The sequence below is a fragment of the Pseudomonas sp. FP2294 genome, from assembly GCF_030687625.1.
Taxonomy (GTDB): Bacteria; Pseudomonadota; Gammaproteobacteria; order Pseudomonadales; family Pseudomonadaceae; genus Aquipseudomonas; species Aquipseudomonas shahriarae.
Genome location: NZ_CP117441.1, coordinates 2,460,606 through 2,476,010 on the forward strand (window position 1 = coordinate 2,460,606; position 15,405 = coordinate 2,476,010).

At 55.5% G+C, this 15,405-nt stretch carries 12 protein-coding genes, 1 tRNA gene and 2 pseudogenes; 9 read left to right on the forward strand and 6 right to left on the reverse strand.

Annotated features, from left to right (window positions below; genetic code table 11):
* The first annotated feature begins 3 nt into the window (after window positions 1-3).
* From nagE to PSH73_RS10835, 3 genes are all read left to right on the forward strand, one after another.
* Complete coding sequence (nagE, locus tag PSH73_RS10825; RefSeq protein ID WP_057959511.1) at window positions 4-1,710, forward strand: N-acetylglucosamine-specific PTS transporter subunit IIBC; 1,707 nt, start codon at window positions 4-6, stop codon at window positions 1,708-1,710.
* A gap of 200 nt (window positions 1,711-1,910) precedes the next feature.
* Window positions 1,911-2,672: a chitin disaccharide deacetylase gene (gene chbG / locus PSH73_RS10830; RefSeq protein ID WP_057959512.1), complete on the forward strand. Its 762-nt coding sequence runs from the start codon at window positions 1,911-1,913 to the stop codon at window positions 2,670-2,672.
* Between the two features lie 36 nt (window positions 2,673-2,708).
* Window positions 2,709-4,538 carry a hybrid-cluster NAD(P)-dependent oxidoreductase gene (locus PSH73_RS10835; RefSeq protein WP_305462461.1) on the forward strand — a complete coding sequence of 610 codons (1,830 nt, stop codon included), beginning with the start codon at window positions 2,709-2,711 and terminating at the stop codon, window positions 4,536-4,538.
* Window positions 4,539-5,133: 595 nt separating this feature from the next.
* On the opposite strand, the gene PSH73_RS10840 is transcribed toward PSH73_RS10835, so the two are convergent.
* Window positions 5,134-5,697, reverse strand: a complete 564-nt coding sequence (locus PSH73_RS10840; protein WP_057959515.1) for an isochorismatase family protein — start codon at window positions 5,695-5,697, stop codon at window positions 5,134-5,136.
* Between the two features lie 499 nt (window positions 5,698-6,196).
* Here PSH73_RS10840 and PSH73_RS10845 point away from each other — a divergent pair.
* Both PSH73_RS10845 and PSH73_RS10850 read left to right on the forward strand, forming a co-directional pair.
* Window positions 6,197-6,322, forward strand: a pseudogene (locus PSH73_RS10845) (recombination protein NinG); the annotation flags it as partial.
* Window positions 6,319-6,900 (forward strand): hypothetical protein, encoded by a 582-nt coding sequence (locus tag PSH73_RS10850; RefSeq protein ID WP_120732793.1) that lies wholly within the window; start codon window positions 6,319-6,321, stop codon window positions 6,898-6,900. The pseudogene PSH73_RS10845 and the gene PSH73_RS10850, both read left to right, overlap by 4 nt.
* Window positions 6,901-7,023: 123 nt before the next feature.
* Here the strand turns inward: PSH73_RS10850 and PSH73_RS10855 are convergent, their stop codons facing one another.
* Window positions 7,024-7,365 (reverse strand): hypothetical protein, encoded by a 342-nt coding sequence (locus PSH73_RS10855; RefSeq protein ID WP_057445079.1) that lies wholly within the window; start codon window positions 7,363-7,365, stop codon window positions 7,024-7,026.
* Between the two features lie 161 nt (window positions 7,366-7,526).
* Between PSH73_RS10855 and PSH73_RS10860 the strand changes: the two are divergent.
* A pseudogene (locus tag PSH73_RS10860) lies at window positions 7,527-7,673 on the forward strand (phage holin family protein); the annotation flags it as partial.
* A gap of 175 nt (window positions 7,674-7,848) precedes the next feature.
* Here the strand turns inward: PSH73_RS10860 and PSH73_RS10865 are convergent.
* The gene (locus PSH73_RS10865; RefSeq protein ID WP_120732797.1) at window positions 7,849-8,478 is read right to left on the reverse strand and encodes a TetR/AcrR family transcriptional regulator; all 630 of its coding nucleotides are present in this window, start codon (window positions 8,476-8,478) and stop codon (window positions 7,849-7,851) included.
* Window positions 8,479-8,571: 93 nt separating this feature from the next.
* Between PSH73_RS10865 and PSH73_RS10870 the strand changes: the two genes are divergently transcribed.
* Window positions 8,572-9,222, forward strand: coding sequence for an NAD(P)H-dependent oxidoreductase (locus tag PSH73_RS10870; RefSeq protein WP_057959519.1), 651 nt, complete (start codon window positions 8,572-8,574; stop codon window positions 9,220-9,222).
* 180 nt (window positions 9,223-9,402) lie between these two features.
* Here PSH73_RS10870 and PSH73_RS10875 read toward each other — a convergent pair.
* From PSH73_RS10875 to PSH73_RS10885, 3 genes are all read right to left on the reverse strand, one after another.
* A tRNA-Leu gene (locus PSH73_RS10875) sits at window positions 9,403-9,489 on the reverse strand.
* A gap of 361 nt (window positions 9,490-9,850) precedes the next feature.
* Complete coding sequence (locus PSH73_RS10880; protein WP_057959520.1) at window positions 9,851-10,462, reverse strand: TetR/AcrR family transcriptional regulator; 612 nt, start codon at window positions 10,460-10,462, stop codon at window positions 9,851-9,853.
* A gap of 15 nt (window positions 10,463-10,477) precedes the next feature.
* Window positions 10,478-11,698, reverse strand: coding sequence for a multidrug effflux MFS transporter (locus PSH73_RS10885; RefSeq protein WP_120732799.1), 1,221 nt, complete (start codon window positions 11,696-11,698; stop codon window positions 10,478-10,480).
* A 252-nt stretch (window positions 11,699-11,950) separates the two neighbouring features.
* Here PSH73_RS10885 and PSH73_RS10890 point away from each other — a divergent pair, with 252 nt between their 5' ends.
* Both PSH73_RS10890 and PSH73_RS10895 read left to right on the forward strand, forming a co-directional pair.
* A complete protein-coding gene (locus tag PSH73_RS10890; RefSeq protein ID WP_057959522.1) occupies window positions 11,951-14,005 on the forward strand; it encodes a TonB-dependent receptor in 2,055 nt (684 codons plus the stop codon).
* A 168-nt stretch (window positions 14,006-14,173) separates the two neighbouring features.
* The gene (locus PSH73_RS10895) at window positions 14,174-15,388 is read left to right on the forward strand and encodes an EAL domain-containing protein (RefSeq protein ID WP_057959523.1); all 1,215 of its coding nucleotides are present in this window, start codon (window positions 14,174-14,176) and stop codon (window positions 15,386-15,388) included.
* Window positions 15,389-15,405 lie beyond the last annotated feature (17 nt).

Consider the following 15,405-nt stretch of genomic DNA (forward strand, 5'->3'; position numbering starts at 1 on the left):
GCCATGTATCAACATTTTATCGAAGGCCTGCAACGCCTGGGCCGCGCACTCATGCTGCCGATCGCGATCCTGCCGATCGCCGGCCTGCTGCTACGCCTGGGCGACACCGACCTGCTGAACATCGCGGTGATGCACGACGCCGGGCAGGCAATTTTCGCCAACCTCGCGCTGATCTTCGCCATCGGCATCGCCGTGGGGTTCGCCCGTGACAACAACGGCACGGCGGGTTTGGCCGGTGCGATTGGTTACCTGGTGATGGTCTCCACGCTCAAGGGGATGGACACCTCTATCAACATGGGCATGCTTGCGGGTATCGCCAGTGGCTTGATGGCAGGCGCGCTGTATAACCGCTTCAAGGACATCAAGTTGCCGGAGTACCTGGCGTTCTTTGGCGGGCGGCGGTTTGTGCCGATTATCACGGGGTTCAGCGCGGTTGGACTGGGGGTGATCTTTGGTTTGATCTGGGCGCCGATCCAGCACGGTATCGACAGTTTCGGCGTGCTGCTGATGGAAAGCGGCAGCCTCGGCGCGTTTGTGTTTGGGGTGGTCAACCGCCTGCTGATCGTCACTGGCCTGCACCACATCCTCAACAATATGGCGTGGTTTGTGTTCGGCACCTTTACCGATCCGGTGACCGGCGCCGTGGTCACTGGCGACCTCGCTCGCTACTTCGCGGGCGACCCCAAAGGCGGCCAATTCATGACCGGCATGTTCCCGGTGATGCTCTTCGGCCTGCCCGCTGCGTGCTTGGCGATGTATCGGAATGCGCTGCCTGAACGCCGCAAAGTGATGGGCGGGATTTTCCTGTCGATGGCGCTGACCTCGTTCTTGACCGGAGTGACTGAGCCGGTTGAATTCGCGTTTATGTTCCTGGCGCCATTCCTGTATCTGATCCATGCGGTGCTGACTGGCCTGTCGATGGCTGTCACCAATATGCTGGATATCCACCTGGGCTTTACCTTCGCCGCAGGGGTTATCGACATGGTGCTGGGTTGGGGCAAGTCCAGCAATGGTTGGTTGGTGTTTCCTGTGGGGTTGGCTTACGCGGTGATCTACTACAGCGTGTTCAACTACTGCATTCGTCGGTTCAACCTGAAGACCCCTGGCCGTGAAGATATCCAGGTGGTACAGGCCCAAGCAATGAGTGATAGCCAGCGGGCCAGTGCCTATATCCGCGCCCTGGGCGGCGCCGACAACCTGCTCAGTGTCGGCGCCTGCACCACCCGTCTGCGCCTGGACATGGTCGACCGCAACAAGGCGGTGGACGCGGAGCTGAAAGCACTCGGCGCGATAGCTGTTGTGCGGCCAGGGAGCGGCGGGAGTTTGCAGGTGGTGGTCGGGCCGATGGCGGATTGCATTGCTGATGAAATTCGGTTGGCCATGCCTTCGTTTGTTGTCAGAGCACCTGTGACGGGTGCGCCCTTGGATAAGCCGATGGCGGTGGATGTGCAGGAAGCCGAGAAATGGCTGAGCGCGTTGGGTGGCAGGGGGAATGTGCGGCAGTTGGAAGCGGTGGCGATGACGCGGTTGCGGGTGGAGTTGGGGGATGAGTCGGGGTTGTCCGAAGCTGATCTCACTGCGCTGGGTTGCCAAGGTCTCAGCCAGCTGGAAAGCGGTGTTTGGCACTTGTTGATTGGTGACAAGGCCACAGGCTTGGGTGAGGCGCTTGAGTGCTTGGTCGGTGCTCAACAGACCGGGGCGGGCGCTTAAAGGGGTGGTATGCCCAAACCGCCGAAATTTCCGTCGGGCCTATAAATGCGTGTTTTGAGACCGGATGGCGTTGCAGCGTTTTTTTGACCCCAATCAACGACGGCATCAAAAACGCTGGCTACTTCAGATCTCCCCTAGGCTCCGCTTCTCTGCTTTAGCCCGCTATTCAGAGGAGTATTGAACATGACGAGAGGAGCAAAATGAAAAAAATCTTAATTGTTAATGCCGATGACTTTGGCATGAGCAAAGGCCAGAACTACGGGATAGTTGAGTCCTACAATAACGGCATCGTCACGTCGACAACCGCCATGGTTACCTCTCCTTATGCGTTACACGCAGCTGAACTGAGTCAGAAAAACCCAGGTTTAGGTGTCGGGCTTCACCTTGTTTTGACCTATGGACGTCCGTTAACGGCTATGAAAAGTCTGGTTAATGAAACCGGGGAGCTAGGTAAATGGTTGTGGGGATATGCAGAAAAGGGAATGCTGGAGCCCGCAGAGATAGCAGTCGAATTAAATGCGCAATTTGAGAAGTTTATAGAGGTTTTTGGGAGGGTCCCTACACATTTGGACAGCCATCATTTTGTGCATATGCTGCCAGAAATTTATCCCGTGGTTGAGAGCTTCGCAAGCAGTAAATCATTGCCTTTGCGGATAGACCGCACTGAAGCTAAAAAATTTAATATTCAAGTAAATACTTCCCGTGCCACCAATTATTTCGATTCCAGTTTTTATGGAGAGGCCGTTTCAGAGGCGCTTATCCTGCAAATACTAGAGAATGCCGATAAGCGAGGTTGTATGAGTCTTGAGATAATGTGTCATCCCGCATTTTTAGATGATGTCATTCTAAGGAGTTCATATTGCTACCCTCGGGTTAAAGAGATTGATGTTTTGACCTCCCTGGCGCTCAGGAACGAAATAATATCCCGCGGATATAGCTTGGAAAACTACTCTTCGATCTGATAATTCAATTCGGTCTAAAAATATCCGGAGGATCAGGTGACCTTGACGAATAAACCTTATTTAACTGAGATAACATTTTATCCTGTTAAATCGACGGGTGGAATCAGCCAGTCACAAGTGTGGGTTGAGAAGCAGGGGATTGCGTTCGATCGCCGCTTTATGGTGGCGCGTGAAGATGGCGAGATGATAACGGCCCGTGAGTTCCCGCAGTTACTTAATATAACCGCTGCGCTATTTGCGGAGGGATTATATTTAACCTATGCGCAATGCAAACGTCTCGTATTAAAGTATTCGGATTTTATGATGCTTGAGGCTGGCACCAATGTGTTCAAGGATAACTTTATTGCCTTTACTACCACCGATGAGGCGAATCAATGGTTTTCGGCTATTTTGAGTGCCCCGGTGCAACTGCTTTATACCGGTGAACAATCAAATAGAACGCGTGAGGCTATTCCATTTAACATCAGTTTCGCTGACGGTTACCCTTTGCTTATTATCAGTGAGGCCTCTCTGGCCGCGCTGAATGAGCGCAGCATCGAGAATGTCTCAATGACCCATTTTAGACCTAATCTAGTGGTCAGTGGAACGAATGCTTTCGATGAGGATAGCTGGAAGCGAATTCGTATTGGTGACGTTATCTTTGAGGGAGTTAAACCCTGCACGCGATGTGTTCTCACAACGATTGATCCGAAAAGCACAATCTTCGATGCAAAAAAAGAGCCGTTAAAAACACTGTCTGAATTCAGAAGCGATGAACAAGGAAATATTAAATTCGGGCATAATCTTGTTGCCCTCAACGAAGGAGTGATTAGAGTAGGGGATTTTATCGAGGTTTTAGAAGAGAAGCCCCGGGAGGTATTTAACGTCAGTGCCACTCAACGCCTAAGTCTGATTTGTGCTAAGCGGGAGAACGTCTCTCACGATATTTGTACTTTCTGGTTTGAATCTGGAAACGGCAATTTACTTCCCTCATACCTTCCAGGGCAACATCTTCCTATAACGCTTAAAATAGACGGTCAGTATTTCACGCGTCGCTATACGCTATCGTCAACGCCTTCGCGCGCGGGGCTATATGCAATATCGGTAAAACGAGCACCCGGTGGGCGTGTCTCGAACTGGTTACATGATCGCTTGCAGGTGGGGCACAAGTTAGCTATGGAATCACCTGCCGGTGAATTTTATCTCGATATTACTGCTGATAAGCTTCTATTGCTTGCTGCGGGCAGCGGTATCACACCAATGATTTCTATGCTGCGTTACCTCTATGATAATAAAAGGCATATTGATATTTATCTCTACTATCAATGCCGCACTCGGGAAGACATAGCTTTTAAGTCAGAGATTGATTATCTTAAGAGCGTTAACCCTAATCTGAAAGTTATTGTCGCATTAACTCGGCCTGATGAATTATGGGGCGGGCCAAAGCGACGCTTAGATACTCAGTTGCTCAAGGGGATTCCTAAGGTAAGCGAACGGCAGGTATTTGCCTGTGGTCCTGATGAGTTCATGAAATATGCTCGGTGTGAGTTATTGAAGCTCGGTGTGCCTAAGTCACATTATCATCAAGAAACCTTCAATGTTGCTATTATCCCTCAGGCTGAGTTTAGGCCTGTTAACCTGATAGTCAATGGAGTCGCCTTCTTAGGCGATAATCAGCAGCCTTTATTGCGTCAGGCTGAGCAAGCGGGTGTGCAATTACCTTATGGATGTCGTGCAGGGTTTTGTGGTCGATGTAAAGTGAGAGTCGTTTCTGGGTGCGTTGACCAACAAAGTGCATCAGCGGTATCTGCAGAAGAGCAAATGAGCAATCATGTCTTGACCTGCTGTGCGGTTCCATTAACAGACTTGGTAGTGGAATCTGCGTGACTTGAGGTATAGAGGTTTCAAACTTCCAGCTTATGGAAAAAATGCTGCTCTCTGCGCACATCGAGGTTCGACTGCCGGGAAACACCCCGTGCGGCTCAGCAGAAAGGACGCTGTTTTTGCTGGGGGTGATGAATGCCCGTAGCTACACGCGAGTCGTCCTTGTCCAGTTTGATGAGCCGCTTACTGAACATTCATGTGATTGGTAAAACACGACTAGGGGCCGAGCTTTTGCGCAGTCCTATAAGTGCTACAGTCCCGCCAAACCACAGAGGGAACGACATGCGGATTTTTATAGCGGCGGTAGCGGTGGTGCTGCTGGCGGGGTGCGCTTCGAGTCACGTTGATATTCCAAAGCCCCATGAAACTCAAGAGTGCATGACCTACAGGTCAATGATGACCGCGCCTATGGCGCCGGATGCGATGCAACGACTGAAGGCAGCGTGCGAGCATTCGAGATATCAGTAGCTTTCGAGTTGCTCTGTGGTAGCCAACCGCCCAACCAGCGCTGGGCTTTTTGCATCTGGCGCTAGCGACTGTTATCGCATCAATAGGTGCCTTCATACTGAGGCAGGGCGGTTGAGGAAGCCTCTTAGCCTTACGTGAACTGTGCGATCACTTCGTCCGATGACATAACATCGGCATATTCATCACCAAGTATTGCCAAGGTCAGGTCGTAAACAGTTTTGGCGTCCCAGGTCTTTCCATTCGCCCCGACGACGGGCACAGCAGTTGTGGCGTCTGAGGGAAGAATGATGCTGTATCCGAGTGCTTTCCCCGCACGGACCGTGGCGTCCATGCTGTTATGAATGACGACCCCCGTTAGCACCAACTGCTTTGCTTTCATCCCTTTGAGAGTGGCGTCCAACTCGGTGCCAATGAAGGCGCAGTTTTCATGTTTGATGATGACGACTTCTCCCTTTATCGGGGCAACGACTTCCTTGATGCCATTCCACGGGCCATGGACGTAATAACTAGATGTAGGAGTTCGTTCATCGTGCTTCACGTGCAGAACTGGCCAGTCGTTTGATCGCCATAGATCAAGAAGGCGTTGGATTACCGCCACGTACCCAGGATTATTTTTTCCGTCCCAGTTCGGGCGATCAATGGCGTCCTGAACGTCAAGGATAACCAGGGGGATAGGGCTGGGTTGATCCTTCATGTGATTTCAGTTCCTTTAGGTGGGGCGAGCGGATTGAGTTTGCTGTAACAATCTGCTCCCAGCAACTGGTCGAACATGAATCCAACGCGCCGCGAACGTTGTCGGCTATTTCTGTGCCGCCTTGCTGCTCAACCCAGTTCGTAAGCCCCGTGATGGTTGATGGTTTTACCCTGCTTGACGGCCAGCCGGTTGTCCCGGATGTTCACCTGTATTCGTCAACACTCATGCCTCCCTCAATGCCTGCCTCCCGGGCGATCTCTTTCGAGGTGAATCCCTGGGCAAAAGGCCCTTACAAAATGCACGCTACAGCTCTGAATGCCCTGGTTGAGTGGGGCAGGGTGCATGAGGTCCGGTGTTCCCAGCCGAGGCTATCGGGACCGCTAATTCTGTTCAGTTGAATCTCCCTTCTTCCGCTGGGATTCGCGGGGCGCATTGCTTGCCAGGTCATTCGCACGGTTCGAGCGTTTCGCTCTCGATCAGCCACATATCAATAGCGCTAGGCGCTGAGGCAGTTGAGTGGTTGGAGGGACCTCATGAGGCCAAGAAGTACACGGTCGAAAAGTTAAAGGCGATGACCGCCGACTACCGAGCGAAGACTAGAGAGCTGAAGAGGGCTGTCGCATGAAGATTAATTCAGCGCGCCAGGCATGGCATGACTGCAACGACAACCCAGCGCCTGGCCAATCCTCAGATGCCGCAGAGCTTGGAGTAGTGGTGCAGAGTACCCAGCGAGGACCTACTGCAAATCACGCGGTGCACGGAGCGCTTGCTGGTCACATCCAGTCGGCGATAGCGCGTCTCCATTACCTGCTACGCGCCTTTGGCAATGCTATGTACGCGGCAGAGCCGACCGATGATGATCGGGAGGATGCGGAAGAGGCAGTTTTCAACCAGGCTTGCTCCCGAGTAGAGCGCATGACTGCCAGCAAGCGTGATCGTGCTGCGTACGTCGCTAAGGGTGTATTTCGCCGCTATCGATACATGCACCAGGGCGGGCAGTCTTCGAACCCTGATCCATTCATCAAGCCAGAGATCTTTCGTGCCTGGTTGGAAGGGGAGTACGGCATCAAGCTCCCACCGGCAGCTTGGGGGAGGGACTGGGAGCCTTTTGTGCAGCTCTGCTTCGATGCCTGCTATGACATTGACGCCAAGGCATTACGCCCAATTGGTGGGATAACTTACAAGATGAATGAGGCCGCTTGAATTCCCGCACGGCTGAGAACATTATTTCCCCATAGTTAATATTTTGCCTACGGCGAGTTTGATAGAGGCCCGACCACATAGTCGGTTTTTTTATTTGCGAAATTATTTTGCGAAGCAAATTAATCAGGGATGACTATTTTTGCATTGATCCGAAGCCATGATTTTTTTTGCTCGATCAATCTGAGCAGGCATTGGCAACTCCGGATTTCCTGTTATTTCTATTCGTGCTTTTTCTGCGAGATCTTTAATTTCTTCGTAGTTCATATCTAGGCCATGGTCCTTCTGATATTGAGCAACCGCCTGCCCGGTTTTGATCCCCACTTCACCAGGGGCGCCGCCGGCCACAGTCTCTGTTGCCATAACGCAACGGACGACCTGATAAATCTGATCTTTCTTCGTGTCACACGCTGTTAAGAGAAGACAGCTCATAGCGATCAGTATTGGGTAGTGTTTTCTAAATTGCATATTTCGCCTCTCATTTTGCAGCTCATTAGATCGTGTACCAGGTTCCCCTGGGGGACATATCCGTTTAACGCAGCCGATCGTAACACGTGGCCATATGCTCTTCTCCGAGCCTGAACTTTATCAGCGACTTACCTTTAATCAGCGCAGCTACGACGCCCAACATGCCAGACAAACCAGACACCTGGCTCATCGTGCTTGCATGGCTGAGTCAGCATTCGCCAACGCTTTATGCTGCCGGGCTATCTGCCTTGATGGCTGGTATCAGGATCATCTATGGCGGCGGTAATCGAGGCCGCCACTCTTTGGAAGAGCATTCTGCACCATGGTGACTAGGAGTTATATTGAGTGTTCGCTTCTGGCCGGTTCAGGTCTTTCGCGACCGGCTACAATCGACCCTTTTCGGACGTCCGGTGCAACGTCGGATAGATTCGTGTTTTGCCCTTCGATTCACCAGACGCTCAGCTCACCGCTCTCGTCGACACTTTACGTGCCACCGCGCGCGCTTCTGTCGACCATTGCGATGATCGTTTCGAAGAGTTCGTCCTGCGCTTGCTCGGGTGTGATTTCTCCGGTTGCGGCGGCATGGGATAGGGCCTCGGCCGCACCGAGCATCGCCCGAAGACTCGCGGGCGCGATAGAACCCTCTCTGGTAAATGGGGAGAGGGCCATCCGGCACTTGTTCATGAAGATCGCTTCGTATTCGCGCTTGATCTTTTCGAGCTCTGGTGAGCTGGCCAACGCCGCGATCACACCGGGTATCTCGTTGCCCTGAAGAAGCACGCAGTTGACGTAAGACGATGCGATGACCGTCGCCGTGTCCTGCAAGGTGGGTTCGCTCGTCTGAAGCGCGGCGTCCATGAGTGCGGTCTGGCGAGCATCGAACTCCTGATAGAGCGCCGCCAGCAACCCGGGCCGCGTGCTGAAATGATCGTAAACCACGGGTTTTGTCACGCCAGCTTGTTCGGCGAGCCGTCCAAGCGTCAAGGCTTCCGTGCCTTCCTCCCGGACTAGCCGCCAGGCGACGTCCAGCAACTGTCGTTGCCTTTCTTCCCTTGACATGCGCCGACGCGGCTGCGGTCTGGAACCCTGCTCTCTTGTCTCGATGCTTGACATGGCTATATACCAAAAGTAACTTACTGTGCGTAACTTACCAATAGTATATAGGGTTCGCCCTTTCGCCCTCAATCAGTAGCAGGAGTTTTCGACATGCACGCGCTTATCGTTGTTGCCCATCACGATCCCCAGTCCCTCACCCATAGCCTCGCTTCGCAAATCGCCGAAGGCGTATCCCTGGCAGATCCCGGCAACTCCTTCGAAATCGCGGACCTCTCGGCGCAAGCGTTCGATCCAAGGTTCACTGCGGCTGATCTCGCTGTCCATCACAGGGAGGAACCGCCTCCCGCTGATGTTGCCGCCGAGCAGGCGCGGATCGATCGCGCCGATGCCCTTGTGCTGGTCTATCCCATCTACTGGTGGTCGATGCCGGCGCTTCTCAAGGGGTGGATCGATCGCGTGTTCGCCAATGGCTGGGCGTTTGATTACAGTTCGGATGCCAAGCTGGTGAAGAAGCTTCGTCACCTGCGCGTTCATCTTGTCGGTGTCGGCGGTGCCGATGGGGGAACCTATGAGCGGCACGGCTATGCCGACGCCATGAAGACGCAGATTGACCATGGGATCTTCGACTATTGCGGCGCATGCGTAGTGACGTCCGAACTCCTACTCGAGTCAGAAATGCAGGATCCGAAGGTTCATATGGACACTGCACGAGCTCTCGGTCGCGAACTTTTCACTGTATCTAAGCGATGCAGTAATAACGGAACCAGTCATAACGGGACAGATTTATTTTCCATGACCTGAATTCTCGCTTCTGGCCGAACGCGGCCATACGACAAGCACCACGAGTCGTGGGAAATTTGGTAGTTCGTGTTCGGTCGGCAGGACGCCGAGGGAGGGATAATTGCGGAGCAGAGTCTAAAATTGCGGAGCAGAAAAGATAAGGGCCTGCACGAAGTTCATCATGCAAGCCCTTGATATCTATGGTGCCCGAACCCGGAATCGAACCGGGACGCCCTTACGAGCGGGGGATTTTAAGTCCCATGCGTCTACCAGTTTCGCCATTCGGGCGGCAGCGCGATGAAGCTGCTCAAGGGGGCGTTGTCGAACAAAGCGCTTGAGCGGTGCAGCAGGCTAGGGAATATATAGATCCAGGCACCTTGGCGCAAGTTTGCATGCGCTCTTTTTCTGCTGGAATGCGTGCGCCAGCTTTGAAAAAAAGCCCGCCATATCAGTGATCTACATTTTCCTGGGCGGGCATGCGACTCGGCGGCACGTCACCACGGCGGGCACTCCACCGGCCTTGTAGTCGCTGTTTAACACATGGCATTGCGATCACCTATGTTTAGAACATTCGATTCGGGAAGTGGCCTGGGCGTCATTCCGATGAGAACCAAAACGGAACTTGAATCTGCCAAGGCCGTTCAGGTATTTACCCCCGTAACCGAAGAATAATCTCATCGTAACCCACCGCCCGCGACAACCGTTGCAGCGCCTCCAGACGGCGTGCGTAGGCCGGCGCATCACCGTAGGTCAGTTCTACATGCAGGCTGTCGATCATCACCAGGTAAGCCTCTGCCAACACTTGCATGGCCTGTTCGTCTACGTCCGGATAGGCCTTAAGCAGCGCCTGTTGGAAATGGCCGCGGATCGTCGCCATATAGTCATTGAACCCGGACATGACCACGTCCCTCAGCGGCGTCGGCGGGTAGAACGCGGCCCGTAACAAGAACCGCAGGGATTGATTGGCGCTGTGGCGGCGTTGCAGGTTGTTGATATAGACCTCGCCGGGGGCCTTGATCGACCGCGAGTTCCTGGCAAATTGGCTTTGCACGTAATCGAGCTCGGCCCGTAGGGCGAGTTCGAGTGCGACCACGTAGAGCGCGTCCTTGCTCGCAAAGTGGGCGTATAGCGAAGCCTTCTTGATGCCTGCGCGAACGGCGATGTCATTCAGTGAGGCGGCGTCGTAACCATGCTCGGCAAATTGCTCCACGGCCAGTTGTGCGATGCGTTCGGCGGCCGAGGTCAGGATGGTGGATGTCATGGTGCTGCTCCTTGATCAGTGCCCGGTCAGGTCATAGGTTTGCCCAGCACCCCGGGGGAGGCTGGTGGTGGTCAGCAGGCAAGTCAGCAACGCGCTGGCCAGCAGCAACGCGGCCCAAGCTACTGGTCCATAGGTCAGCGCCAAGGCCGAGATCGGCGTCGCACTGGCGGAGATCGACAGTTGAAATGCCCCCAACAGTGCGGCGGTGGAGCCCAGCGCGCGTTTTTGCGAGGACATTACCAGCGACATTAGCGTGGACTCCGCGATGCCCAGGCCAAACAGGGCAACCGCCATGCCCGCCACTATACCGGGCAGGCTCAGGAGGGTAACGCTGGAAACCAGGGCGATTGCCGAGCCACCCGCCATGCACGACACGCCAATCAAGGAAAGACGGTTCAAGCCAAGGCGGCTGACCAGTTTCCCGGCGCTCATGGCCCCGATCAGGATGGCCACGCCCGTGACGCCGAACAGCATGCCAAACGCTTGCGGGCTCAGGCCATAGGTTTGCTGATACACCAGGGTTGCACCGCCGATGTAGGCAAACAGAAAGAAGAACACCGCGGCCACGGCGAGGGTCGGGCGCAGGAAGTGCGGGTCCCTGGCGATGGTCAGGTAAGTCCGGCACGCCGCGCCCAGGCGCAGCGGTTCCCGTTGGCTGGGGGCCAGGGTTTCCGGCAGCGACAGCCAACTGTTGCCGAGCACGGCCAGGCCAAACCCGGCGAGGACCAGCATCACCGCGCGCCATCCGTAATGGGTGTCGATAATCCCACCCAGTGCCGGGGCGAAGATGGGCGCAACCCCTTCGATGGTCATCAGCAACGCAAAGAGCTTGGTTGCGGCCACGCCTTCGCTGACATCCCGGACCATGCTCATGATCACCACCAGCGTCAGTGCGCTGCCAAGTCCCTGGACGAAACGCAGAGCGATCAATGTCTCAAGGGTCGGTGCCCACGCCGCGCCTAATGAGCACAGGGTAAACAACAGCAGGCCGGCCAGCAGGGGGCGGCGCCGGCCATAGGCATCGACGATGGGCCCGAAGATCAACTGGCCTGCACCCATGGCCAGGAGGAAGAACGTCAAGGTCAACTGCACGCTGGCGAAGCTGCTCTGATACTCGTGGGCAATCTGCGGGAGGCTCGACAAGTACATATCGACCGCCGACGGGCCGAGGGCGCCGATCAGTCCCAGACCAATAGCCAGCCTCAGGGGAACCCTGTGGGTGGGTTGCGAATTCATACAGCCTCCAACGTAAAAAAACTGCCTACCGGTCGGTAGGTTTTCGAATAATAACCACTGCTCCAGAAATGGTCAACGTACGGCAAACGTTCGGGGATATCAGCATCGTTACATGACACTAAATTCCACGAATGAGATGTGTTATCAATTGTATTTCTTTAACATCAAGATTGAATTAGACTCCCGCCGGCTGGGCACAAACAGCGTTCCGGGCACGAGAAAAAACAAAAAACAGGCGTAGGGGAGCAGGGCGTGAATTTAAAGAAAACGACAATGGCGGTGGGTTCGGCTATCTGCCTGTGCAACGGTGCGTGGGCCGCGGAACCGGCAAGCGCTCTGGAGATCGCGCCGATCACCGTCACCGGTGAAAAGATCAACCGCAGCTTGGAACAGACCCAGTCGAGCGTGGTGGTGGTGACCGACCAGCAACTGCGTGAAAAGCAGGACCGTGATCTGGTGGACGTATTTGCGCGTACGCCAGGTGTGTACAACCAGTCCGGCAATGAAAACTGGGGGATTCGCGGCGTGCCCGTATCCGGTTTCGATGATCAGGGCCCTGCCACGCTCAACGGTGCGGTGTCGGTCTTCGTCGATGGCGCCGTGCAACCGAATCGTGCCCTGACCCTCAGCCCGATGCCGCTGTGGGACGTCGACCAGGTCGAAGTGTTCCTCGGCCCGCAATCCACCACCCAGGGCCGCAACTCGCTGGCCGGCGCAGTGGTGATCCAGACCCGCAACCCAACGTTCGAGCCGAGTTTTTCCGCGCGCACCAACATGGGCACTTATGGCGAGCGCGGTGCAGCGGTGGCCGGTGGGGGCGCGTTGGTCGATGACAAGATCGCCGCGCGTATCGCCGTGGATTACCAGGACGGCGACGGCTACATCGACAACGTTGCCCTGCATGACGACGCCAACCCGACCCGTACCGGCAATGCCCGGGGCAAGCTACTGATCCTGCCCAACGACGATCTGGATGTGTTGCTGACCTACGCCCATGGCGAAAGCCGCAAGGGCGACAACGCTGCCATGCGCCAGAACGACAAGATCCGTTATTACAAGATCACGTCCAACACCAGGGCCTACGACAAGCTTGAGCAGGACACGCTCAGCGCCAAGGTGGACTATCGCCTGGACGACAACTGGTCGCTGACCAGCCTGACTGCCAATACTCGCTCCGATTACGACGCACGCCTGGATTTCGACCAGTCAGCCGACGCCAACGAGGTAGTGTTGCGCACCCAGGACGGCGACCTGTTCAGCCAGGAACTGCGCCTGAACTACAGTGGCGACACGCTGAAGAGTTTTGTCGGCGCCTACTACGGCCACAACACCAACAACTTCCACGACCGCCTGTTGTTCGACAACGTCCTGTTTGGTACCGCCAAGGGCGATACCACCGTTGAAAGCAAGGCCGTGTTCGGTGAAATCAACTGGACATTCGCCCCGCAGTGGACCTTGATCACCGGGCTGCGCTACGACCACGAAACCAACGACACCAACATCAAGCAGGACGATTTCTCCAGCCCTGGAAAAGTCAGCAAATCGTTTGATGCGCTCCTGCCGAAACTGGGCCTCGACTATGAGTTGGCTGCCAACCAATACCTTGGCGTGATGGTGCAGAAGGGCTATCGCGGTGGCGGCGTCAACGTCCGCGCCGGTGGCGGCCACGAGGGCTACGACCCGGAATACACCACCAATTACGAGCTGTCCTACCGTGGCTCGTTCTTCGACAAGACTCTGCGTACCCGCGCCAACCTGTACTACACCGACTGGAAAGACCAGCAGGTCAGTGTGCTGGAGCGCCACACCGATTTCGTCCAGGTGTTCAACGCCGGTAGCAGCGATATCAAGGGCTTGGAAGTGTTTGTCGAGAAAGACCTCGGCCAACAACTGACCCTGACGGCAGGCGGCTCGATCACTGCGGGCAAGTACAAGGACTTCGTGACCGGCGACGGCCGCAATATGAGCGGCGAGAGCTTCCTCAACTCGCCCAAGTACAAACTGTCCTTGGGCGGTACCTACCGCTGGAATGATCGCCTGACCCTGAACACCGACCTGGTGTATCAAAGCACCGCGCCCTCGGAATACAGGTTTGATACCGCAGGCAACGTCACGGGCGAGCGCCGGAGCGACAACTACTGGCTGATGAACTTCAACACCGAGTACAAAGTCAGCAAAAATATCGCGGTCTCCGGCTTCGTGAAAAACGCTTTTGACAAGGAATACATCACCAACAACCGCAGTGGCGATATCGTCGATGTAGGCGCACCGCGCACGGTGGGCCTGGCGTTGCGTTACGAGATGTAGGGCAGTGATGCGCAAATCAACTGAGGGAGCAGGTAAGCCAGCGCTCTCAGTTGATTTGCGACGTATTCAAACCATGGAGTTTTCGTTTTCCATTTAAGACTTTTCCTAAATACGCCGGTAGGAAGCGTGACGAGAATGGCCGTACTTCCCTGTCGTCTGTGATTTGTCATGTCCTTTCTACCAATTCGTGTTCTGGTCGTCGAAGAGCACCCCTTCAAGCAGCTCGTTGCCACTCAGGTCTTCAAGGACTCGGGGTGTGAGTGGGTGATGGGCGTGGCCGACGTGGCCGCGGCCCTGGAACTGCTCGACCGCACAGGGCCGGTGGATATCGTGCTGTGCACCCTTAAGGAGGAAGGACTGCAAGGGCTGACGACCCTCGAAGCACTCAGCCGCACTCGGTGGGTCAGGTCCATGATCATTTGCAGTAGCCATGCCCAGGATCTGCATGACGCCATCGAACGGATGCTCGGCCTGCTGGGGGTGAGTTTCCTGGGGTATGTCGATGCTCCGGTGCGAGCGGTGGCGATTGCGGCGCTGTTGACCCGATACCTGGAAACCACGGTCGCTGCCGGGCACCCCGTCTCTCGGCAGGCGCGCCATACCCGCGCGAGCAAAGCACGTTTGGAGCACGCTATTGCACGGGATGAGCTCAAGGCCTTTTTCCAGCCCAAGTTCAATCTGATGACCGGTAAAAGCGACAGTCTTGAAGTGCTGGCGCGCTGGGAACACCCTCAGTTTGGCGTGTTACCCCCGGCTGATTTCCTCGCCCCGGCAGGGCGTTTCGGTTTGATGGATGAACTGTTTTTCAGCCTGCTGGAACAGGCGTTGGCGTTCCAGCAGACGGCTCAGGAACAGGGGCATGTGCTCTCTCTGGCGTTTAATCTGGAGGCCGGGCAACTGGCTTGTAAGTCCTTGCTCCCGCGTCTGTGCGCAGCGCTGGAGCGCTACGCCATCCATCCTTCGCGCCTGACCTTCGAAATCACTGAAAGCGGATTACTGCAGGTCTCGCCCGGGGTGCTGCAAACCTTGATTCGCTTGCGGATGATGGGCGCCGGCCTGTCCATTGATGATTTTGGTATCGGCTATTCGTCGTTGGAGCGCCTGTGCCAACTGCCTTTTACCGAAATCAAACTCGATGCCCGTTTCGCCCGCGACCTTGAAACCAGCAGCCGTAACCGTGCAGTGATCAGCAGCACCCTGGCATTGGCTCAAGCGCTGGATATGGCGGTGGTGGTCGAGGGCGTCGAGCACGAAAGCCAGCGCCAGGGCTTGCTCAAGCTCGGTTGCGAGCTGGGCCAGGGCTACCTCTGCGCGCGGCCCATGAGTGCCACGCGTGCGCTGGCCTGGCTGGGCATGAAGTCGGTGTCGTGCGGTACGCTTTGATTGCTCGTCACTGGGCC

What these genes read in the sequence shown, in the direction of transcription:
- PSH73_RS10850 (WP_120732793.1), top strand. Translation starts at nt 6,319, where the DNA reads ATGAAGATTAATTCAGCGCGCCAGGCATGGCATGACTGCAACGACAAC.
- nagE (WP_057959511.1), top strand. Translation starts at nt 4, where the DNA reads ATGTATCAACATTTTATCGAAGGCCTGCAACGCCTGGGCCGCGCACTC.
- PSH73_RS10880 (WP_057959520.1), bottom strand. Translation starts at nt 10,462, where the DNA reads ATGACATCCACCATCCTGACCTCGGCCGCCGAACGCATCGCACAACTG.
- PSH73_RS10885 (WP_120732799.1), bottom strand. Translation starts at nt 11,698, where the DNA reads ATGAATTCGCAACCCACCCACAGGGTTCCCCTGAGGCTGGCTATTGGT.
- PSH73_RS10840 (WP_057959515.1), bottom strand. Translation starts at nt 5,697, where the DNA reads ATGAAGGATCAACCCAGCCCTATCCCCCTGGTTATCCTTGACGTTCAG.
- chbG (WP_057959512.1), top strand. Translation starts at nt 1,911, where the DNA reads ATGAAAAAAATCTTAATTGTTAATGCCGATGACTTTGGCATGAGCAAA.
- PSH73_RS10855 (WP_057445079.1), bottom strand. Translation starts at nt 7,365, where the DNA reads ATGCAATTTAGAAAACACTACCCAATACTGATCGCTATGAGCTGTCTT.
- PSH73_RS10895 (WP_057959523.1), top strand. Translation starts at nt 14,174, where the DNA reads ATGTCCTTTCTACCAATTCGTGTTCTGGTCGTCGAAGAGCACCCCTTC.
- PSH73_RS10870 (WP_057959519.1), top strand. Translation starts at nt 8,572, where the DNA reads ATGCACGCGCTTATCGTTGTTGCCCATCACGATCCCCAGTCCCTCACC.
- PSH73_RS10865 (WP_120732797.1), bottom strand. Translation starts at nt 8,478, where the DNA reads ATGTCAAGCATCGAGACAAGAGAGCAGGGTTCCAGACCGCAGCCGCGT.